The organism is Dietzia sp. 111N12-1 (assembly GCF_001658045.1).
Taxonomy (GTDB): Bacteria; Actinomycetota; Actinomycetes; order Mycobacteriales; family Mycobacteriaceae; genus Dietzia; species Dietzia kunjamensis.
On the sequence record NZ_LSSV01000093.1, the window covers coordinates 60,897 to 81,969 of the forward strand.

Consider the following 21,073-nt stretch of genomic DNA (forward strand, 5'->3'; position numbering starts at 1 on the left):
ACCGTTCCCGGTCCCGTCGCGCGACTCCTCGCGCCACGACATAGCGCCGCGACGAGCGACCTGTCAAGGTTACGGTCCGGCGGCACAGCAGGTCAAACCGACCGTGCCGCCGGCCCGCGGCCGGGTGCGTCAGTCGCCCGCGGGGGCGGTCGTCGTCCTGGTGGCACGTCGCCTCGCGGGCCGCGTGCGCGGCTCGGCGACCACGGTGGTGGGCGCTTCCGCCAGGGGCGCGGCCTCGACCTTCGCGACCGGATCGGCCGGTGCGGTCTGCGGCGCGGTGTCGGTCCCGGCGGCGCCCGCCTCGCGGCGGGTGGACCGCCGGCGGGGGCGACGCCCGCCCGGGGCCTGACCCGTCGGCCCGGAGTCCGGACCCGCCGTGTCCGGACCCGGGGTGGAGACCTGCTCCACGACGGTCTCCGCCTCGGCCACCACGGCGGCCTCGGACTGCGGGGTGTCGGTCACCTCGGCCGCAGCGGCGTCCTCGGCCGCGGTCGTCGGCGCCGGAGCACTGCTCGTGGCCCGCCTCGCTGCCCGGCGGCGACGCGCCGGCCGCGTGGTCCCGGCGGCGTCCGCCGAGTCGGGCTCGGCCGTGCCCGGCGTCGGTGTCGGCTCGGCGGTCTGCTCCGCGGTGGGAGCGGTCGGCGTCTCCGCGGTGGGCGCGGTCACGACCTCGGGGGTCGCGGCCCCCCTGGCATCGGCTGCCTCGGTCCCGGCTGCCGGGGTCTCGGCTGCCCGGGTCTCGGGCGCCGCGCCACGGCCCCCGTCGGTGCGGGTGCCACCCTCGGCGTGCGACCCGGCCGCGCTGTCCGCGTCGGCGTCGGCCTCGCCGTTCTGCCGTGAGATCGCGAGCGCGGCCGGGTGCGCGGCCGGCGCGGGGCCGTCCTTGCGCGGGGCCTGCTTGGGCGCGGGCGCCTCGGACTCCCCTGAGCCCTTGCCGTTGCCACCCTTGCGACGGCCGCGGCGGCCACCGGGCTCATCGGCGTTGTGCGACTCGGTGTGCAGCGGGTCCGCGTGCACGATCAGCCCGCGGCCCTGGCAGTGCTCGCACGGGGTGGAGAACGCCTCGACCAGCCCGGTACCGAGCTTCTTGCGGGTGAGCTGCACCAGCCCCAGCGACGTGACCTCGGAGACCTGGTGCCGGGTGCGGTCGCGCCCCAGCGCCTCGGTGAGGCGCCGCAGCACGAGGTCGCGGTTGGACTCGAGCACCATGTCGATGAAGTCGATGATCACCATCCCGCCGACGTCGCGCAGGCGCAACTGGCGGACAATCTCCTCGGCGGCCTCGAGGTTGTTCTTGGTGACGGTCTCCTCGAGGTTGCCGCCGGAGCCGGTGTACTTGCCGGTGTTGACGTCGATGACGGTCATCGCCTCGGTGCGGTCGATCACCAGCGAGCCGCCGGAGGGCAGCCACACCTTGCGGTCGAGCGCCTTGGCCAGCTGCTCGTCCACACGGTAGGTGGCGAACACGTCCACATCCGGGTTGTCGTACCGCTCCACGCGCTCCGTCATCTCGGGCGCGACCCGCGAGACGTAGTCGTGCACCGTGTCCCAGGACGTCTCGCCCTGGATGACGAGCTTGGAGAAGTCCTCGTTGAACAGGTCGCGGACGACCTTGACCAGCAGGTCCGGCTCCTCGTACAGCGCCACGGGCGTGCCGGCCCCGGAGCCGGTGCGCTTGGCGGCCGCCTCCGAGATCTCGGTCCACTGGGCGGCCAGGCGCTCGACGTCGCGGCCGATCTCCTCCGCGCTGACGCCCTCGGCGGCGGTGCGAATGATCACGCCGGAGCCCTCCGGCACGACCTCCTTGAGGATCGCCTTGAGGCGGCGACGCTCGGTGTCGGGCAACTTGCGCGAGATGCCGGTGGAGTTGCCGTCCGGCACGTACACGAGGAAGCGCCCGGCCAGCGAGATCTGCGTGGACAGGCGGGCACCCTTCTGCCCGATCGGGTCCTTGGTGACCTGCACCAGCACCATGTCGCCGGACTTGAGCGCCTGCTCGATCCGCCGGGCCTTGCCACCGAGCCCGGCGGCCTCCCAGTTGACCTCGCCGGCGTACAGGACGCCGTTGCGGCCGCGCCCGATGTCGACGAACGCCGCCTCCATGCTGGGCAGCACGTTCTGCACACGGCCGAGGTAGACGTTGCCGACCATCGAACGCGCCGATTCGGTGGTGACGAAATGCTCCACGAGGACCTTGTCCTCGAGCACGCCCACCTGGGTCATGACGCCCTTGCCGTCGCCGCGCTGCTTCTCGCGGACCACCATGACGCGGTCCACGGCCTCGCGGCGGGCGAGGAACTCGGACTCGGAGAGGATCGGCTGGCGACGACGACCGGCCTCGCGGCCGTCGCGGCGGCGCTGGCGCTTGGCCTCGAGCCGCGTGGAGCCGGTGATGCCCTGGACCTCGTCGGACGACGTACCCGAGCCCTGTCCCCCGCGTCCGGAGCGACGGCGGGCCTCGCGTTCGTGGACCTCGGTCTGGGGCGGGTCATCGTTGGACGTCTGGGTGTCGTCGGAGCCGGAGCTCCCACTGCGACGACGACGACGGCGACGGCGCCTCGAACCCGACGGACCGTTCCCCGAGTCGTCCGAATCGTCACCGTCGGCGTCACCCGGACCGGACTGCCCGTCGGAGTCGTCGGCGGACCGGTCGTCGGTCTCGGCGGCGGAATCGGGACGGGCGTCGGAGCTCCCGTCATCGCTGCCGGAGGTCTCGTCCGGGGCGTCGTCGCGCTGGTCGCTGTCGCGCTGGTCTCCGTCGTCCGACGACTCGGTCCCGGTGTTCTCGCCGTTCTGGTCGTCGCCGGCCTCGCCGCGACCGCGCCCACGCCCACGACGGCCCCGACGGCGACGACGGGCCCCGCCGTCACCGGAGTCGGACTGGTCCGTGGCGCGGCCGTCGTCGGATCCCTGCTCCTGCCCGTCCTGCTCGACCTGCGCGTCCTCGGCGGGAGGGGTGGGGGCGGTGTCGGGGGCGGTCTCGGTGCGGGCCCGGCCCTGGGTCTGGCCCTGGGTCTGGCCCTGGCCGCGGCGGCCGCGGGGCTCGTCGCCCGAACGGGTGTCCGCCTGCGTCTGCGCGGGAGCCTCGTCGGGCGAGAGGAACAGTGGAGAGAACGACGGGGTCGCGGTGGACCGACGCCGACGGTTGCCCGACTCCTCCGACCCCACCTCGCCGGTGACGATCGCGATCTCGGGCAGCGCCGGGCGGTTCCGACCGCTCGTCCCGCCTCCCCCGGTCCCTGCGGACTCGTCCGCGGAGCCCTGCACGGACTTCTTCCCGGTCCTCGTGCCGGACTTCTCCGCGGACCTGGAGGCGGACTTCTCGGCGTCCGTGGCCTTCTCGGCGGTCTCCTCGGCTGTGGTCTTGCGCGCCGGGCTCTTCCTGCCGGACGCCTTCTTCGCGGGAGCGGTCTCCGTCGCCGACTCTGCAGCAGGCGCCTCGGCCGGCGTCTCGGCCGGCATCGTCTCAGCGGCGGTCGGCTCAGCCGACGCCGGGTCGGCGGGCACCTCTGCGGTGGGGGTCTTCTCGGCGGTCTTCCTGGCGGGCGCCTTGGCCGCCCTCTTGGCGGCGGCCTTCTTCGCCGGGGCCTTCCGGGCGGGGGCGTCGGTCGCGGACGCCTCGGCCGCCGGCGCCTGGGCACCGGTGTCCCCTGCCGGCGCGACACCGGACGCCGTCCCCGTGTCCTGCCCGCGGCTGGTGAACCAGTCGAGCAGCACCTGCCTGGTCACCCCGGACTGGGCGCTCTTGATCTCCACGCCGATCCCGGCCATGGCGGTCAGGAATTCCCTGCTGCTCATGCCCACGGCCCTGGCGGCCGCGTGCGCGCGCATCCTCTCGGGAAGCGCGTTGATGTCGTCGATTGTCAGGTTCGGATCCGACACGTGTCTCCTCCGGCCGGACTCCGGGCGCGATCACGTCACCGGATACCGGTGACCCACGCCGCCGCACGGGGTCGGGCGTCTTCTTGTCTGGGCCCCACCGGGGTGGGGCGACGTCTTGTGGTCCGCGGCACCGGGACGAACCGGGCCACGGGTGGCGGGCGCCCGTTCCGGGGCGGACTGGTGGTCCACTCGCCAGGATGGGCTTCGACCATTCTCCCACACCCGCCGCCGAAACGTCGTCGCCCGGCACCACCGAACGCAAACGCGCCCGCCGGGCCTCAGGGCCGACGGGCGCGCGCAGCTCGATCACTGCGGGAGGACGGGGGATCTACAGACCGGGGAACCAGAGCGCGATCTCACTGGCGGCGGACTCCTCGGAGTCCGAGCCGTGGACGAGGTTGAACTGGGTCTCGAGACCGAAGTCGCCACGGATGGAGCCGGGCGCGGCCTTCTCCACCGGGTCGGTGCCCCCGGCGAGCTGACGCCACGCGGCGATCGCCCGGGGCCCCTCGAGCACGCCGGCGACGACGGGACCGGAGGTGATGAACTCGAGCAGGTCCCCGTAGAACGGACGCTCGGAGTGCTCGGCGTAGTGCTCGGCCGCCGTCTCCCGGGACACCTGACGCATGTCCATGGCGACGATCTTGAGGCCCTTGGCCTCGATACGGGCCAGGATGGTCCCGGTCAGCGCGCGCTCGACACCGTCGGGCTTGATGAGGAAGAAAGTTCTCTCGGTCACGAGGGCGATCCTACAAGCCCGGTGTCCACGCCGACCGTCCGGAGCCGTCAGTCGTGCTGGCTGGGCAGATAGCCACCGGCCATCCGGCGGGTCAGGTCCCGGCGCAGGTACAGGATGTACGCCCAGACCGCGGCGAACATCAGGCCGCAGACCCCCATCGACCAGTGCACGGCCCAGCCGGCGACGGCCAGACCCGCGAGCGTGAGGTTCAGCGGGATCGCCCAGGGCTTGCGCTGGAGTCCACTGGCCACGAGCATCGCGACCGCGAGGAGGCTGACGAACCACACCTTCCACGGCTGGAAGTGGGCGCCGCCGTCGAGCCGGGCGATGACCGTCAGCACCAGACCGATCACGATCGCCTCGAGCACGAGGGTGCCGGCCATGATGCCCCGCAGCCCCTTCCACGGGTCCACCGAGGGCTCGTGCGCGGCGCCCCGGGGGCCGGGGGTCGGGTCGGTCACTGTGCGTCCTTTCCGAACAGGCTGCGGGCGGCCCCGGCGGTCACCACGGAACCCGTGATGAGCACGCCGACGCCCGAGACGTCGTCGTCCGCGGTCGGATCCGGGACCCCGACCAGGTCGAGGGCCGCGCTGACCGCGTCGGGCAGGGTGTCCACCACGTGGACGCGCTGGGCGGTGAACCGTTCCTCGGCGATGCGTGCGAGGTCGCCCGGGTCCATCGCGCGAGATGAGGCGGCCCGGGTCACGACGACCTCCTCCACCACCGGCTCGAGTGCGGCGAGAAACGCGTCGGCGTCCTTGCCGTCGAGCATCGCGACCACGGCGACCAGCCGCTTGAAGTCGAACTCCGAGGTGACAGCCTCGGCGAGTGCGCGTCCTCCGTGCCCGTTGTGGGCGGCGTCCACCAGGACGGTGGGGCTGGAGCTGAGCCGCTCGAGGCGCCCGGGATTGTCGACCGCAGCGAAGCCGGCACGGATGAGTTCCGGGTCCAGGGCCCTGTCCGGGCCCGCGCCGAAGAACGCCTCGACGGCCGCGAGCGCGGTCGCGGCGTTCTCGGCCTGGTGCTCCCCGAACAGCGGGAGGAACACCTCGGGGTACTCGCCACCGAGGCCTCGCAGGGTGAGCTGCTGGCCGCCGACGGCGACCCGCCGCTCGACCACGTCGAACTCCGAACCGAGGCGGGCGACGACCGCGCCCACCTCCACGGCGCGACGCAACAGGACGTCCATGGCCTCGGGCTCCTGGCGCCCGATCACGGCGATCGGGTCTCGCGGCAGCAGATCGTCCTCCGGGCCCGGCTGGATGATCCCGGCCTTCTCCCCCGCGATCGTCGCGAGGTCCTCGCCCAGGTAGTCGGTGTGGTCCAGGCCGACGGGGGTGATCACGGCGACGGCGGGCCGGACCACGTTCGTGGCGTCCCACGTCCCGCCCATCCCCGTCTCCACGACCGCCACCTCGACCGGTGCGTCGGCGAACGCGGCGAACGCCATCGCGGTCAGCACCTCGAAGTAGCTCATGCGTGGGCCGCCGGCCTCCTCGGACCGCTGGTCGACGAGCTCGAGATAGGGCTGGAGTTCGCGGTAGGTGTCCACGAAGGTGCGGGCGGTGACCGGCTCCCCGTCGAGCGCGATGCGCTCGGTGACGCTCTGAAGGTGGGGGCTGGAGTTGCGTCCGGTGCGCTGGTGCAGGGCCCGCAGCAGCGCGTCGACCATCCGCGTGACCGATGTCTTGCCGTTGGTGCCCGCCACGTGGACCACGGGGTACGCGTGTTGCGGGTCGCCGAGCACGGACATCAGCTCGGCGATCCGGTCCAGGCTCGGCTCGAGCCGGGACTCCGGCCAGCGGGTCGTCAGTTCCTCCTCGACCGCGGCCAGGTCGGCCGCGTCGGCCTGCCATTCGGGGCTGCCGACCTCGGGGACCGGGCGCGGCGGCAGGTGATCGTCGCCGTCGCCGTCCTCGTCACCCGGGATCGGACCACCGAGCGGGACGCCCGAGACGAGGCCGTCCTCGCCGAGCATCTCGGCGACGTCCTCCTCGGTCGGGGTGTCCCACCCCTCGCTCGGGTCGTGCGGTGGGAGCCACTGTCGATCGCTCACGCGGGGTCACTTCCTACCGGCATCGACTCGAGCCGGGCGGTGATCCGGGCGACCTCGGCCTCGGCGAGGTCGCGGCGACCGCGGATCTTGTCGACGACGTGGTCGGGCGCCTTGCCCAGGAACGCCTCGTTGCCGAGTTTGGCACCGGTGGTCTCGAGTTCCTTGCGGGCGGCGACGAGATCCTTCTCCAACCGGCGTCGCTCGGCGGCGAGGTCGATCGTCCCGGAGGTGTCGATCTCCACGTCCACCGTCGACAACCCGAGCCGGACCTCGAGCGAGGCCGTCGCGGTGAAGTCCTCGGCGGCCGGGGTCAGCCGGGCGAGTGCGCACACCTGGGCGAGCAGGTCCGCCGGCAGGTCGGCGGCGTCGACGCCGGAGATCCGTGCCGGCACCCGCTGACCGGGCTTGAGGCCCTGGTCGGAGCGGAACCGCCGGATCTCCGTGACGAGGGTCTGGGCGTCGGCCACGCGGCGGACCGGCTCCGTGGCGTCATCGGCCGGCGCCACGTCGGTGGGCCAGTCCGCGACCACCACGGACTCCCGCTCGGTCAGTGCCGTCCACAGCGTCTCCGTGACGAACGGGATGACCGGGTGCAGCATCCGCATGAGGACGTCCAACACGTGTCCGAGGACGAGTCTCGTGTTCTCGGCCCGCTCGGACGCGCGCGCGGCGTCGTCCGAACCGAACTGGACCTTCGCGAGCTCGAGGTACCAGTCGCACACCTCGTCCCAGGCGAAGTGGTACAGGGCCTCGCACGCCTTGGAGAACTCGTAGCGGTCCAGCGCGTCGTCGACGCCTACCCGCACCTCCCCGAGGCGGTGCAGGATCCACCGGTCGGCGTCGGTGAGCGCGGACGCGGCGGGCAGCTCGCCCACCTTCGCCCCGTTCATCAGCGCGAAGCGGGTGGCGTTGAACAGCTTGGTGGCGAAGTTGCGCGACGCCTGGGCGGCGTCATCCCCGACCGACAGGTCGCCGCCCGGGCTGGCCCCGCGGGCCAGGGTGAAGCGCAGGGCGTCGGCGCCGAAGCGGTCCACCCAGTCGAGCGGGTCGATGCCGTTGCCCTTGGACTTGGACATCTTCTGGCCGTGCTCGTCGCGCACGAGGCCGTGGAGGAAGACGTCGGTGAACGGAACCTTCCCCGGAGCGGCCTTGTCGCCGGTGAGGGTCCGGCCCACGAAGGTGCCGAACATCATCATCCGCGCCACCCAGAAGAAGAGGATGTCGTACCCGGTGACCAGGACGGACGTCGGGTAGAACCGCTCGAGGTCGGCGGTGCGATCGGGCCAGCCCATGGTGGAGAACGGCCACAGTCCGGAGGAGAACCACGTGTCGAGCACGTCGGTGTCCTGGGTGTATCCGGCGGGCGGCTCCTCGCCTGGTCCCACGCAGACCACGTCGCCGTCGGGGCCGTACCAGATCGGGATGCGGTGACCCCACCACAGTTGGCGGGAGATGCACCAGTCGTGCATGTCGTCGACCCAGTCGAACCAGCGCGGTTCCTGGCTCGTCGGGTGGATCACCGTGTCACCGTCGCGCACGGCGTCCCCGGCCATCCTCGCCAGTTCCTCGACCCGCACCCACCACTGGAGCGACAGCCGCGGCTCGATCGGCTCGCCGGACCGTTCGGAGTGGCCCACCGAGTGCAGGTACGGACGCACCTCCTTGACGATGCGCCCCTGCTCGGCGAGGTCCTCCCGGACGGCCTTGCGGGCGTCGAAACGGTCCATGCCGTCGTAGCGGGTCCCGGTCCCGGTGATGTGGCCGGTGGCGTCCATGATCGTGGGCATCTCGAGGCCGTGACGCTGGCCGATCGCGAAGTCGTTGGGGTCGTGCGCGGGCGTGACCTTCACCGCGCCGGTCCCGAACTCGGGATCGACATAGTCGTCCGCGACCACTCGCATGGTCCACCCGTCCCGGAACGGGTGCGGGATCTCGGTGCCCACCAGGTGCGCGTAGCGCTCGTCGGAGGGATGGACGGCGATCGCGGTGTCACCGAGCATCGTCTCGAGCCGGGTCGTGGCCACGACCAGGTGCGGCTCGGAATCGTCCATCGAGCCGTAGCGGAAGCTCACCAGCTCGCCCTCGACGTCCGCGTACTTGACCTCGATGTCCGAGATCGCGGTCTGCAGGGTGGGCGACCAGTTGACCAGTCGCTCGGCGCGGTAGATCAGACCGCTGTCGTAGAGCTCCTTGAAGATGGTCTGCACCGCGCGCGACAGTCCGTCGTCGAGGGTGAACCGCTCACGCGACCAGTCGACACCGTCGCCGAGGCGACGCATCTGCTCCCCGATGGTCCCACCGGACTCGCGCTTCCATTCCCAGACCTTCTCGATGAACGCGTCGCGGCCGATCTCGTGGCGGTCGATCCCCTCGTCGCGGAGCTTGCGGTCCACGAGGGTCTGCGTGGCGATCCCGGCATGGTCCATGCCGGGCAGCCACAGGACCTCGAAGCCCTGCATGCGCTTGCGCCGCGTGAGCACGTCCATGAGGGTGTGGTCGAGCGCGTGGCCCATGTGCAGGCTGCCCGTGACGTTGGGCGGCGGCAACACCACCGAGTAGGCGGGCTTGTCGCTGGACGGGTCGGCCTCGAAGTAGCCGGCCTCCACCCAGCGCTGGTACAGCCCGCCTTCCACCTCACCTGGGTTCCAGGAGGCGGGCAGGGCGTCCGCGCGGTCGGTGTTCGGGGAGGCAGAAGCTGGAGTCGTCACCCGACCATCCTAGGCCGTGGACGCCGGGGCCCGGCACACGCCGTCAGCCCCGGTGCACCCGAGGTCAGTCGGCCAGTCCCAGTCCGTGAACGGCGTCACGCTCCGAGACCAGCTCCGCCACCGACGCGTCGATGCGGGCTCGTTGGAAGTCCCCGATCGCCAGTCCTTCGACGACCTCCCACTCCGCGCCGCGGCTGCGGCAGGGCAACCCCGTCACCACACCCGGCACGGTGCCGTACTGCCCCTCCGACGGCAGTGCGACCGTGGTCCAGCTCTCCCCACTGGTGCCGTGCACCCAGTCGCGCATCTGGTCGACCGCCGCGCCGGCGGCCGAGGCGGCCGACGACGATCCGCGCACCGAGATGATCTCGGCTCCCCGGTTCGCGACCCGTGGGATGAACGTGTCGGCCAACCACTCCTCGTCGAGCCCGGAGGTGACCGGCTCGCCTCGTCGCGTCAGGTACGACACGTCGGGGAACTGGGTGGCCGAGTGGTTGCCCCAGACCACCACCCCGTCCAGGTCGGCGACCGGCGCTCCCAGCCGGGTGGCGAGCTGGCTGAGCGCGCGGTTGTGGTCGAGCCGCATCAGGGCGGTGAAGCGACCGGCGGGGACGTCGGGCGCGTGTCGGTGGGCGATGTAGGCGTTGGTGTTGGCGGGGTTGCCCACCACCACCACCCGCACGTCGTCGGCGGCGTGGGCGTTGATGGCGCGGCCCTGTTCCCGGAAGATCGCCCCGTTGGCGGTGAGCAGGTCGGCGCGCTCCATCCCCTTGCCGCGCGGCCTGGCGCCCACCAGGAATGCCGCGTTGGCGCCGTCGAACGCGGTGTCCACGTCGTCGGTGATCTCGATCGACTCGACCAGCGGGAGAGCGCAGTCCTCGATCTCCATCGCGACGCCCTCCGCCGCGACCACGGCCGACGGGATGTCGAGCAGACGCAGGCGGACCGGGGTCCCGGGCCCGAACACCAGCCCGGAGGCGAGACGGAACAGCAACGAGTAGGCGATCTTTCCGGCGGCGCCGGTGACGGTCACGGTGGCCGGGGTGGCGGTGACCGGGGTGGAGGTGCTCATGTGGGACGGACCTTCCGGGGACGACGACGGGGTCGGTTCCCACAGTAGTGAGAATCCGACCCCGCCTCCCGCCTCCGCGGGCGGTGTACACCTGACGTCCACCCGAGCGTCGACTCAGGCGTGGATCTCGGCGCCCGTCTTCCGGCGGACCTCGTCGATGGTCACGTCCGGCGCCAGTTCGACGAGTCGGAAGCCCTCCGGCGCGATGTCGAGGACGCACAGGTCGGTGACGACCCGCTGGACGCAGCCCTTGCCCGTGTACGGGAGCGTGTTCTCCTGCATGAGCTTGAGGTCGCCCTTGCGGGTGACGTGGTCCATCATCACGATCACGCGGTCGGCGCCGTGGACGAGGTCCATCGCACCGCCCATGCCCTTGACCATGGCGCCGGGGACCATCCAGTTGGACAGGTCGCCGGACTGCGAGACCTGCATAGCGCCGAGGACGGCGACGTCGACGTGACCGCCGCGGATCATGGCGAAGGACTCCGACGACGAGAAGAACGCCGCCCCCGCCTCGGCGGTGATGGTCTCCTTGCCTGCGTTGATCATCTCGGGGTCGAGCTCGTCGTCCGTCGGGTACGGCCCGACGCCGAGGATGCCGTTCTCCGAGTGGAGGGTCACCTGCACACTCTCGGGAAGATATCCGGGGATGAGGGTGGGCATACCGATACCGAGGTTGACGTACTGGCCGTCGGTGAAATCCGCGGCGATGCGAGCCGCCATCTGCTCGTGGGTCCAGCTCATGGCTCAGGCCTCCCTGGTGGTGCGGATCTCGACGCCGGTCTCCTGGCGGCCGACCTCGACAATCCGTTGGACGAAGATGCCGGGGATGTGGACGTTGGCCGGGTCGATCCCGCCCGGCTCGACGACCTCCTCGGCCTGCACGATCGTGATCCGACCGGCCATGGCCACGTCCGGGTTGAAGTTGCGAGCCGTCCCACGGAACTGCAGGTTGCCCACGGTGTCGGCCCTGTGGGCGTGGACCAGGGCGAAGTCGGTGACGATCCCGCGCTCGAGGACGTACTGTTCGCCGTCGAAGACCCGGACCTCCTTGGGCTCGGACGCCTTGGCGACGCCCCCCTCGCCGTCATAACGCAGCGGCAGGCCCCCGTCGGCGACCATCGTGCCGACGCCGGCCGGGGTGTAGAAGGCGGGGATGCCGGCGCCTCCGGCCCGCATGCGCTCGGCGAGCGTGCCCTGCGGCGTGAGCTCCACCTCGAGCTCGCCGGAGAGGTACTGGCGGGCGAACTCCTTGTTGGCGCCGACATACGAGGCCGTGGTCCGGGTGATCCGGTGCGATTCCAGAAGCTTGCCCAGGCCGAAACCGTCGGTGCCGCAGTTGTTGCTCACCGTGCTCAGGTCGGTGGCGCCCTGCTCGAGGAGCGCGTCGATGAGGACGGCGGGGATGCCGACCAGACCGAACCCGCCCACGGCCAGGGAGGCACCGTCGGGGATGTCCGCGACCGCGTCCGCGGCCGACGAGAAGATCTTGTTGGTCATGTCACGAACCCTATCCGGTGTTCGCATCTTGTACAAGTGTTCGCCCTTCGCACGATCTCCGCGTATCGTGGTCCCGAACCGGAAACCAGACGCACGAGAGGACCGACACCATGCCCGCCACCCTGTCCCACGAGGTCAGCGGACCCCGGTCCGCCGACACCCCCGTCCTCGTCCTCCTCGGATCACTCGGGTCCGACCGTTCGATGTGGGACGCGCAGGTCCGGGACCTGTCCCGCGACCACACCGTGGTCGCGGTGGACCACCGGGGCCACGGCACGTCCGAGGTCGTCCCCGGGCCGTGCACGATCGCCGACCTGGCCGCCGACGTTCTGGCCCTGCTCGACTCGCTCGACGTCGACCGGTTCCACGTGGCCGGGTTGTCGCTCGGTGGCGCGGTGGCCCAGTGGCTCGCCGTCCACGAGCCCACCCGCGTGCTCTCCACCGCCCTCCTGTGCACCGCCGCGAAGTTCGGTGAACCGTCCGGCTGGGCCGATCGCGCCGCCGCGGTCCGCGAGGGCGGGACGGCCGCGGTCGCCGACGCCGTCGTCGCACGGTGGATCACCGCCGCGCGGGCCGAGGCCGAGCCCGAGCTGGTCGCCGGGCTCCGTGAGATGGTCCTGGGCACCCCGGCCGAGGGATACGCCTCCTGCTGCGACGCGCTGGCCGGCTGGGACAACCGCGCCGAGCTGGGTCGGATCTCCTGCCCCACCCTCGTGCTCGCCGGGGAAGAAGACCCCTCCACTCCCCCGGAGGTACTGCGCGAGATCGCCGACGGGGTGCCCGGAGCGGACTTCGTCGTCGTCTCCCCGGCGGCCCACGTGCCCACCGTCGAGATCCCGGACCGCATCACCGACGTGCTCCGCCGACACCTCGACGCCGCACGGAACACGGGCGCGGCGTGACCCGCCCCGACGTAGTGTCGACCCCGGCCGGGTCCGTGGACGACGGCGGGGACCGCCCGGCCTCCCCCGACTTCGTCCAGTCGCTCGCGCGCGGCCTGGCGGTCATCCGGGCATTCGACGCCCGCCAGCCCCGCCAGACCCTCAGTGACGTCGCGCGCAACACCGGCCTGACCCGGGCGACCGCCCGCCGCTTCCTCCACACCCTCGTCGAACTGGGCTACGTGGACACGGCCGACTCTGTCTTCTGGCTCACCCCCCGGGTCCTCGACCTCGGGTACAGCTACCTGTCGGCGCTCCCGCTGACCGATCTCGCCCAACCGCACCTGGAGAAGCTCAGCTCGCGGCTCGGCGAATCCTCGTCCGTGGCGGTCCTCGACGGCCCCGACATCGTCTACGTGGGGCGCGTCCAGGTGCGTCGCATCATGACCATCGGCATCACCATCGGAACCCGGTTCCCCGCCTACGCCACATCGATGGGGCGGGTCCTGCTCGCCTCGCTCCCCGCCGAGGACCTCGACGCCTACCTCGCCGCGACGGACCTGCGGGCGCTCACCCCCCACGGCCTCGCCGACGAGTCAGCGCTCCGCGCGGAGCTGGCGCGGGTGGCCGAGCGCGGGTGGTGCGTCGTCGACCAGGAACTCGAGCCCGGCCTGCTCTCGGTGGCCGCCCCGGTCCACGACCGCCACGGCGCGGTCAGCGCCGCCCTCAACGTCTCCACCCACGCCGCCCGCTACTCCCCCACCCAACTCGACGACGAGGTCATCCCCGAACTGCTGGCCACCGCCCGCGCACTGTCGGCGGACCTCGCCATCGTCAACCGCTGAACCCGAACGAAGGAACCCCATGCGTGACGTCGTCATCTGCCAACCCCTGCGCACCCCCGTGGGACGCTTCGGCGGGGTGTTCCGCGACCTGGACGCGAACACCCTGGCCACCGACCTGCTCACCGCCCTCGTCGAGCGCACCGGCCTGACCGGAGCCGACGTCGACGACGTGGTGCTGGGACAGGGCTCCCCGAACGGCGAGGGGCCCGCCATCGGCCGCATCGCCGCACTCGACTCCCCCCTGGGGATCGACGTGCCGGGCATGCAACTCGACCGGCGCTGCGGCTCCGGACTCCAGGCGATCATCACCGGCGCACTCCAGGTCGCCTCCGGCGGCATGGACCTCGTGGTCGCCGGCGGCGTCGAGTCGATGAGCCAGGTGGAGTTCTACGCTTCCCCGAGCCCCCGCTGGGGCATCCGCGGGGACGGGATCTCGCTGGTCGACCGTCTCGGCCGGGCTCGCACGACCGTCGGCGGACGCTCGCACATCATCGACGGCGGGATGATCGAGACCGCCGAGAACCTCCGTCGTGAGTACGGCATCAGCCGGGACGAGCAGGACCGGTTGGCCGTGCAGTCCCACCAGCGGGCCGTGGCCGCGCAGGAGTCCGGGGCGTTCGCCGAGGAGATCGTCCCGGTGACCGTTCCGCAGCGCAAGGGTGACGACCTCGTCGTCGACACCGACGAGCATCCCCGTGCCGACAGTTCCGTCGAGGCGCTGGCGCGCCTGCGGCCCATCATGGGCCGCACCGACCCGGAGGCCACCGTGACCGCCGGGAACGCCTCCGGCCAGAACGACGGTGCCGCGATGTGCATCGTCACTACCGCGGACAGGGCCGCCTCCCTCGGACTGACCCCCCTGGTCCGCCTCGCCTCGTGGGCCGTCGCGGGCGTGGCACCGGAGACGATGGGCATCGGGCCGGTCCCCGCCACCGCCAAGGCGCTCGACCGACTCGGCCTCACGCTCGCCGACATGGATGTCATCGAGCTCAACGAGGCGTTCGCCACGCAGGCCCTGTCCGTGATGCGCGAGTGGGACCTCGACCCCACCTCCGAGCACCTCAACCCGCACGGCTCCGGCATCTCCCTGGGCCACCCCGTCGGCGCCACCGGGGCGCGCATGCTCGCCACCCTGTCGCGCGAGATGGTGCGCCGCGACGCGCAGTGGGGCCTGGAGACCATGTGCATCGGAGGCGGCCAGGGGCTCGCGGCGGTGTTCGAGCGCGTCTGACCGACACACCTCCCGCGCGACGAGGCCGCCCGGACTCGACATCCCGGATATGCCGCCGCAGTCTCGACCACCTAGACGGCCTGGCCATGCCCTACTACTCGGCGGGCATGCACTTCGGCTACGGCCGGACCCTGCGCAGGGCCGGCCGCCCCGGGAGTCGCACCTCGCACTGGGCACCGCACGCGACATCTACGAGCATCTGGTTGCCCGGGCCTACGTGGAGCGGTGCGACCGCGAACGCCGCGCGGGTGGCGTGGACGTGGCCAGAACAGGGGGCAACAGCACCCTCACGCCCCAGGAGAGTGCTGTCGCGACGCTCGTCGCCGCGGGCCGGACCAACGCCCAGGCGGCCGAGGAGCTGTTCCTGCCCGTCAAGACCGTCCAGTACCACCTGACCCGCATTTACTCGAACCTCGGAGTGAGCGGCCGCACCGAGCTGGCCGCCCGCGTCTCCCGCAGCGGCGAGTCCTTCCGTACCGACTCCCTCGGTACCAACTCACCCCGTATCGACTCACCACGTACCGACCTCGACCCGACGGGAGACCTGTGAGCACCGGAACCCCGGACCACACCGCCGTCCACCCCGCCGACCCGACCGCGGCCGGCCACCTGCCGGCGCGCGGCCGCCGGCGCGGTCACGACCCGACAGCGCGCCCCTCGCCCCGCCGGGTCCTCGCCGACCTCGGCCCCCGCGAGTTCGCCAACGCGCTGATCGCGCTCATATTCTCGGCGACCGGCCCCGTCGCCGTCATCCTCGCCGCCGGCGGGCAGGGCGACCTGTCCCCCGCACAGTTCTCCTCGTGGATCTTCGGCGTGTTCTTCGCCAACGGAATGCTCACCATCATCATGAGCTGGGCCTACCGCACGCCGCTGGCGTTCTTCTGGACCATCCCGGGCACCGTCATCGTGGGCAACTCGCTCGGGCACCTGCGGTGGTCGGAGGTCCTGGGTGCCTACGTCGTGACCGGGGTGTTGATCCTGCTGGTCGGGCTGTCCGGCCTGGCCCGCCGGCTCATGGACTGGATCCCCATGCCGATCACCATGGCCATGGTCGCCGGGGTGTTCCCCAGGTTCGGGCTGGGGTTGGTCGACGCCGTGTGGGCCTCCGCCGCGGTGGCCCTGCCGATGGCGATCGCGTTTCTCGTCGTCGGCGCCGTCCCCCGCCTGGCCAGGGTGGTGCCGCCCATCCTCGCCGCGATGGTCGTGGGAATCGCGGTCCTGCACGCGAAGGGCCGCCACCCCCCCGGTCTCGGCATGCGCGGTGGCGTGCGGCGTCTGGTCCCTGCTGGTCTCGGCGGTCGGCGCGGTCTCGACGTGCCTGACCGGACCGACGAACGCCCTGCTCGTCTCCTCCGGTGAGCGCGACCGCCACTACGCCGCCGCGATCGCCAACGGCGGCCTGGCCCTGATGGTCGGCTTCTTCTCCCCGGCCTTCGTCGGGCTCATCCTCGGCACGCCCGCGGCGTTCATCGCGGCCCTGGGCGGGTTGGCGATGCTCGCGCCGCTGCAGTCGGCGTTCGTCACCGCGTTCCGGACCGACCGGGCACTCGGACCGCTCGTGTGCCTGCTCGTCACCGTCGCGGACGTGTCGTTGCTCGGGATCTCGGCGCCGTTCTGGGGCATCGTGCTGGGGCATCGTGCTGGGGATGGCCGTCCAGGCTGCTGGAGCGGCGGGCCGCGGCCTGACCCGGCGCCCGCCCGGGCCGGAGACGACGGAAGGCCCCCGCCGAGTGGCGGGGGCCTTCTCACGGGTCCGGTGTCAGGCGGAACGCTCGCGCGGCTCCTCGTCGGAGAAGGGGACGATCGTCGGCAGGACGTTGTCCCGCACGGTCTCGCCGGTGACCACCACGCGGGCGACGTCATCGCGACCCGGGATGTCGTACATGACCGGCAGGAGGACCTCCTCCATGATGGCGCGCAACCCGCGGGCGCCGGTCCCGCGCAGGATCGCCTGGTCGGCGACGGCCTCGAGGGCGTCCGGGGTGAACTCGAGCTCGACCCCGTCCATCTCGAAGAGTCGGGCGTACTGCTTGACCAGTGCGTTCTTGGGCTCGCTGAGGATGTTGACCAGGGCCTCGCGGTCCAGGCTGGTCACGGTCGCCACGACGGGCAGGCGGCCGATGAACTCGGGGATGAGCCCGTACTTCACCAGGTCCTCCGGCATGACCTCGCTGAAGTTCTCGGTGGTGTCGAGGGAGCTCGTACTGGCGACCTCGGACCCGAAACCCATCCCCTTGCGACCCACGCGGTCGCCGACGATCTTCTCGAGGCCCTGGAAGGCACCGGCCACGATGAACAACACGTTGGACGTGTCGATCTGGATGAACTCCTGGTGCGGGTGCTTGCGTCCGCCCTGCGGCGGCACCGAGGCCTGCGTTCCCTCGAGGATCTTCAGCAGCGCCTGCTGGACACCCTCTCCGGAGACGTCGCGGGTGATCGAGGGGTTCTCGGCCTTGCGGGCGATCTTGTCGACCTCGTCGATGTAGATGATGCCCATCTCGGCCCGCTTGGTGTCGTAATCCGCGGCCTGGATGAGCTTGAGGAGGATGTTCTCCACGTCCTCACCCACATACCCGGCCTCGGTCAACGCGGTGGCGTCGGCGATCGCGAACGGCACGTTGAGCATCTTGGCGAGGGTCTGGGCGAGGTAGGTCTTGCCACAACCGGTGGGGCCGAGCATGAGGATGTTGGACTTGGCCAACTCCACCCCGTCGCCACGGCCGAGCGAGGCACCCACGCGGATGCGCTTGTAGTGGTTGTAGACCGCCACCGCGAGATTCCGCTTGGCGGCGTCCTGACCCACCACGTACTCGTCGAGGAACGCATGGATCTCGGACGGCTTGGGCAACTCGTCCAGACCCGTCTCCTGGGAATCGTCGACCTCGGACTCGATGATCTCGTTACACAGCTCGATGCACTCGTCGCAGATGTAGACCCCGGGACCGGCGATCAGCTTCTTGACCTGCTTCTGGCTCTTCCCACAGAAGGAGCACTTCAACAGGTCACCGCTCTCACCAACACGTGCCATGAGTTCTACGTCCTCGCATTCCAGGGTCCGAGCTCCGACCCCATAGTCGACGGTACGCGGAGGAGACCGGAAAATCCGACCCCTGCGCGATCAGTTCATTGGACCCGACGGCGCACCGCTACCCACCGCGGCGCGCCGCCCGGGCGTCAGTTGGTCGCCGACAGCTTGCGGTAGTCGAACACGGTGTCGAGGATCCCGTAGTCCTTGGCCTCGGCGGCGGTGAGGATCTTGTCGCGGTCGGTGTCCTTGCGGATCTTGTCCGCATCGTGACCGGTGTGGCGCGCGAGGGTGGTCTCCATGAGACGACGCATCCGCTCGATCTCCGCGGCCTGGATCTCCAGATCCGATGCCTGCCCCTGCATGCCGCCGGTCGACGGCTGGTGGATGAGGATGCGGGCGTTGGGCAGCGCGGCCCGCTTCCCATTGGTGCCCGCCGCGAGCAGGACGGCTGCGGCCGAAGCGGCCTGCCCCAGGCACACCGTCACGATGTCGGGGCGCACGTACTGCATAGTGTCGTAGATCGCCATGAGCGAGGTGAACGAGCCACCCGGCGAGTTGATGTACATGGTGATGTCGCGGTCCGGGTCCTGGCCCTCGAGGACCAGGAGCTGGGCCATGATGTCGTTCGCCGAGGCGTCGTCGACCTGGGTGCCCAGGAAGATGATGCGCTCCTCGAAGAGCTTGTTGTACGGGTTGGATTCCTTGACGCCGTAGCTCGAATGCTCGACGAAGGACGGGAGGATGTAGCGCGAGGTCGGCAGTGAGGTCATCGGTGACTCCGTTGTCGTGTGCGGGGCTGGGTGTGCGGCGGGAGCGCTCCCGTGGGCGGCGGGCTCGATCACGACGGCGAGGTGCCGCCGGTCTGGGACGCGCGCGTGATCACGTGGTCGACGAACCCGTACTCCTTGGCCTGCTGCGCGGTGAACCACCGGTCGCGGTCGGAGTCCTCAGTGACCTGCTCGAAAGTCTGACCTGTGTGGTCGGCAATAAGCTCGGCCATCTGCTTCTTGGTCAGAGCGAGCTGCTCGGCCTGGATGGCGATGTCGATGGCCGACCCGCCGACTCCGCCGGAGGGCTGATGCATCATGATCTTGGCGTGCGGCAGGGCGTAGCGCTTGCCCTTTGCACCAGCGGCCAGGAGGAACTGGCCCATCGAGGCCGCAAGCCCCATCGCATACGTCGCCACGTCGCACTCGACGAACTGCATGGTGTCAAAAATTGCCATGCCAGCGGACACCGAGCCGCCGGGCGAGTTGATGTACAGCGCGATATCGCGGGTGGGGTCCTCCGCCGCGAGCAGGAGGATCTGGGCGCAGAGGCGGTTGGCGATGTCGTCGTCCACCTGGGAGCCCAGGAAGATGATCCGCTCCTGCAGAAGACGTTCGTACACCGAGTCGCCGAGGGTCAACCCGGGGGATCCGGGCGAGCTGAGGGCGGGTTGCATCGAACCGGACTGTGCCGCTGAACCGTTCTGGGCCACGGGGTACCTACCTTCGCTGATCGTCTCACCGCTCCCGCGGTGCCCGGCCGTCCGGCGGCCGGGTATCCGTTACGTCAAACAGTAACCAACGCCCACGACGGAACCGTCCCGACGGGGCGGGTGTTCGCTCTCAGCGTCGGGCCACCAGTACCGCCGCGGGGGCCACGACGACAGGGCCGGGGCCGCGTGATGCGGTCCCGGCCCTGTCGGGGGTCGATCAGGGGACGATCAGGCCTCGGAGTCCTTCTCGTCCGCTGCCGTCTCGTCGGCGTCGGACGCGGTCGCCTCGGCGTCATCGGCGCCGTCGGCGGAGTCGGCCTCGACGGTGCCGAAGAACTCGCTGGTGTCGACGACGTTGCCCTCGGTGTCCTTGACAGTGACCTTGCCGATCACGTCGGCCAGAGCCTTGGACCGGCGGACGTCGGAGAACAGCGAGCCGAGCTGACCGGCCTGCTGGATCTGCTGCACGAACTGGTTGGGGTCCATGCCGTAGCGCTGGGCCTGGAACAGGATGTGCTGGGTGAGCTCTTCCTGCGAGACATCGGTCGAGTTCTGCTCGGCGACGGCATCCAGCAGCAGCTGGCTGCGGATGGCGCGGGCGGCACCCTCACGGGTCTCGGCCTCGAAGGTCTCGCGGTCGGTGCCCTCGGCGGCCAGCGCCTGGTCCAGGATGGACGCGTCGCCACCGAACTGGTCGATGAGCTGGTGCATCTGGGCGTGGGCCTCGGACTCGACGACCGCCTCCGGGGTGGGGACGTCGGTGGCCTCCATCAGCGCGTCGAGGACCTTGTCGCGGATCTCGCCCGCGAGGCCGGCCTTGGCCTGCTGCGCGACCTTCTCGGTCAGATCGGCCTTGAGCTCGTCGAGGGTGTCGAACTCGCTGGCCATCTGCGCGAACTCGTCGTCGGCCTCGGGCAGCTCGCGCTCCTTGACGGACTGAACGGTGACGGTGATGACCGCCTCCTTGCCGGCGTGGTCACCGGCGACGAGCGAGGAGGTGAACTCCTTGGACTCGCCGGCCTTGAGACCCGCCGCCGCGTCGTCCAGGCCCTCGACGAGGGTGCCCGAGCCGAGCTCGTAGGACAGTCCCTCGGTGGAGGCTTCGTCGACGGGCTCGCCGTCGACGGTCGCGGCCAGGTCCACCGAGAGGAAGTCGCCCGTGGTGGCGCCGCGATCGACGCCCTTGAGGGTGCCGAAGCGGGCTCGCAGGTTGTCCAACTCCGCGTCGACGGCGGCCTCGTCGGTCTCGGGGGCCTCGACGGTGACCTCGAGGTCCTCGAAGGTCGGCAGGGTGATCTCCGGGCGGATGTCGACCTCGGCGGTGAACTCGACGACGTCGTTGTCCTCCAGCTTGGTCACCTCGATCTCGGGCTGGGCCAGCACGACGAGCTCGTGCTCGTCGACGGCCTGGCTGTAGCGCGACGGGATCATGTCGTTGATGACCTGCTCGAGGACCGCCGGGCGACCGATCCGCGACTCGAGGAGCTTGGCCGGGGCCTTACCCGGGCGGAAGCCCGGGATGTTGACCTGGCCGGCGAGCGACTTGTAGGCCTTGGCGAAATCCGGCTCGAGCTCCGCGAACGGCACCTCCACGGTGATCTTGACCCGGGTCGGGTTGAGCTGCTCGACAGTGCTCTTCACGGTGATGTTC

At 71.1% G+C, this 21,073-nt stretch carries 16 protein-coding genes and 1 pseudogene; 5 read left to right on the top strand and 12 right to left on the bottom strand.

Translation table 11 applies throughout. The annotated features are described in order from the left end of the window. Positions 1-129: 129 nt before the first annotated feature. The 8 genes from AYO52_RS16325 to AYO52_RS16360 all read right to left on the bottom strand — a co-directional run bounded on the left by AYO52_RS16325 (position 130) and on the right by AYO52_RS16360 (position 11,957). Positions 130-3,882 (bottom strand): ribonuclease E/G, encoded by a 3,753-nt coding sequence (locus tag AYO52_RS16325; RefSeq protein ID WP_067719733.1) that lies wholly within the window; start codon positions 3,880-3,882, stop codon positions 130-132. A 328-nt stretch (positions 3,883-4,210) separates the two neighbouring features. Continuing rightward, positions 4,211-4,621 (bottom strand): nucleoside-diphosphate kinase, encoded by a 411-nt coding sequence (gene ndk / locus AYO52_RS16330; RefSeq protein ID WP_067719736.1) that lies wholly within the window; start codon positions 4,619-4,621, stop codon positions 4,211-4,213. A gap of 47 nt (positions 4,622-4,668) precedes the next feature. Beyond that, positions 4,669-5,082, bottom strand: a complete 414-nt coding sequence (locus tag AYO52_RS16335) for a DUF4233 domain-containing protein (RefSeq protein ID WP_067719739.1) — start codon at positions 5,080-5,082, stop codon at positions 4,669-4,671. Further along, positions 5,079-6,677, bottom strand: coding sequence for a folylpolyglutamate synthase/dihydrofolate synthase family protein (locus AYO52_RS16340; protein WP_172812194.1), 1,599 nt, complete (start codon positions 6,675-6,677; stop codon positions 5,079-5,081). Before AYO52_RS16340 ends, AYO52_RS16335 begins: the two co-directional genes overlap by 4 nt. Then, on the bottom strand, positions 6,674-9,385 hold the full coding sequence (locus tag AYO52_RS16345) for a valine--tRNA ligase (protein ID WP_067719741.1): 2,712 nt from the start codon (positions 9,383-9,385) through the stop codon (positions 6,674-6,676). Before AYO52_RS16345 ends, AYO52_RS16340 begins: the two co-directional genes overlap by 4 nt. 64 nt (positions 9,386-9,449) lie before the next feature. Further along, entirely contained in the window at positions 9,450-10,457 is a 1,008-nt protein-coding gene (locus AYO52_RS16350; protein WP_067719743.1) for a malate dehydrogenase, read from the bottom strand. A 114-nt stretch (positions 10,458-10,571) separates the two neighbouring features. After that, complete coding sequence (locus AYO52_RS16355; RefSeq protein ID WP_067719746.1) at positions 10,572-11,201, bottom strand: 3-oxoacid CoA-transferase subunit B; 630 nt, start codon at positions 11,199-11,201, stop codon at positions 10,572-10,574. A 3-nt stretch (positions 11,202-11,204) separates the two neighbouring features. Then, positions 11,205-11,957 (bottom strand): CoA transferase subunit A, encoded by a 753-nt coding sequence (locus AYO52_RS16360; protein ID WP_067719751.1) that lies wholly within the window; start codon positions 11,955-11,957, stop codon positions 11,205-11,207. 110 nt (positions 11,958-12,067) lie between these two features. On the opposite strand from AYO52_RS16360, the gene pcaD reads away from it, so the two are divergent. The 5 genes and pseudogenes from pcaD to AYO52_RS16385 all read left to right on the top strand — a co-directional run. Beyond that, positions 12,068-12,859 (top strand): 3-oxoadipate enol-lactonase, encoded by a 792-nt coding sequence (gene pcaD / locus AYO52_RS16365; protein ID WP_067719754.1) that lies wholly within the window; start codon positions 12,068-12,070, stop codon positions 12,857-12,859. Between the two features lie 35 nt (positions 12,860-12,894). Further along, positions 12,895-13,683, top strand: a complete 789-nt coding sequence (locus AYO52_RS16370) for an IclR family transcriptional regulator (protein ID WP_067719942.1) — start codon at positions 12,895-12,897, stop codon at positions 13,681-13,683. 19 nt (positions 13,684-13,702) lie between these two features. Further along, positions 13,703-14,914: an acetyl-CoA C-acetyltransferase gene (locus tag AYO52_RS16375; RefSeq protein ID WP_067719756.1), complete on the top strand. Its 1,212-nt coding sequence runs from the start codon at positions 13,703-13,705 to the stop codon at positions 14,912-14,914. Between the two features lie 259 nt (positions 14,915-15,173). Beyond that, a complete protein-coding gene (locus tag AYO52_RS19055; protein WP_227022090.1) occupies positions 15,174-15,464 on the top strand; it encodes a response regulator transcription factor in 291 nt (96 codons plus the stop codon). 59 nt (positions 15,465-15,523) lie between these two features. Further along, positions 15,524-16,547 (top strand): annotated as a pseudogene (locus AYO52_RS16385) (benzoate/H(+) symporter BenE family transporter); the annotation flags it as partial. A gap of 126 nt (positions 16,548-16,673) precedes the next feature. Here AYO52_RS16385 and clpX read toward each other — a convergent pair. The 4 genes from clpX to tig form a co-directional block, all read right to left on the bottom strand. Next, positions 16,674-17,942, bottom strand: a complete 1,269-nt coding sequence (gene clpX / locus AYO52_RS16395; protein ID WP_067719765.1) for an ATP-dependent Clp protease ATP-binding subunit ClpX — start codon at positions 17,940-17,942, stop codon at positions 16,674-16,676. Between the two features lie 146 nt (positions 17,943-18,088). Further along, the gene (locus AYO52_RS16400; protein WP_067719768.1) at positions 18,089-18,712 is read right to left on the bottom strand and encodes an ATP-dependent Clp protease proteolytic subunit; all 624 of its coding nucleotides are present in this window, start codon (positions 18,710-18,712) and stop codon (positions 18,089-18,091) included. A 68-nt stretch (positions 18,713-18,780) separates the two neighbouring features. Next, positions 18,781-19,386 (bottom strand): ATP-dependent Clp protease proteolytic subunit, encoded by a 606-nt coding sequence (locus AYO52_RS16405; protein WP_067719771.1) that lies wholly within the window; start codon positions 19,384-19,386, stop codon positions 18,781-18,783. Positions 19,387-19,650: 264 nt separating this feature from the next. After that, entirely contained in the window at positions 19,651-21,063 is a 1,413-nt protein-coding gene (gene tig, locus AYO52_RS16410; protein ID WP_067719775.1) for a trigger factor, read from the bottom strand. Positions 21,064-21,073 lie beyond the last annotated feature (10 nt).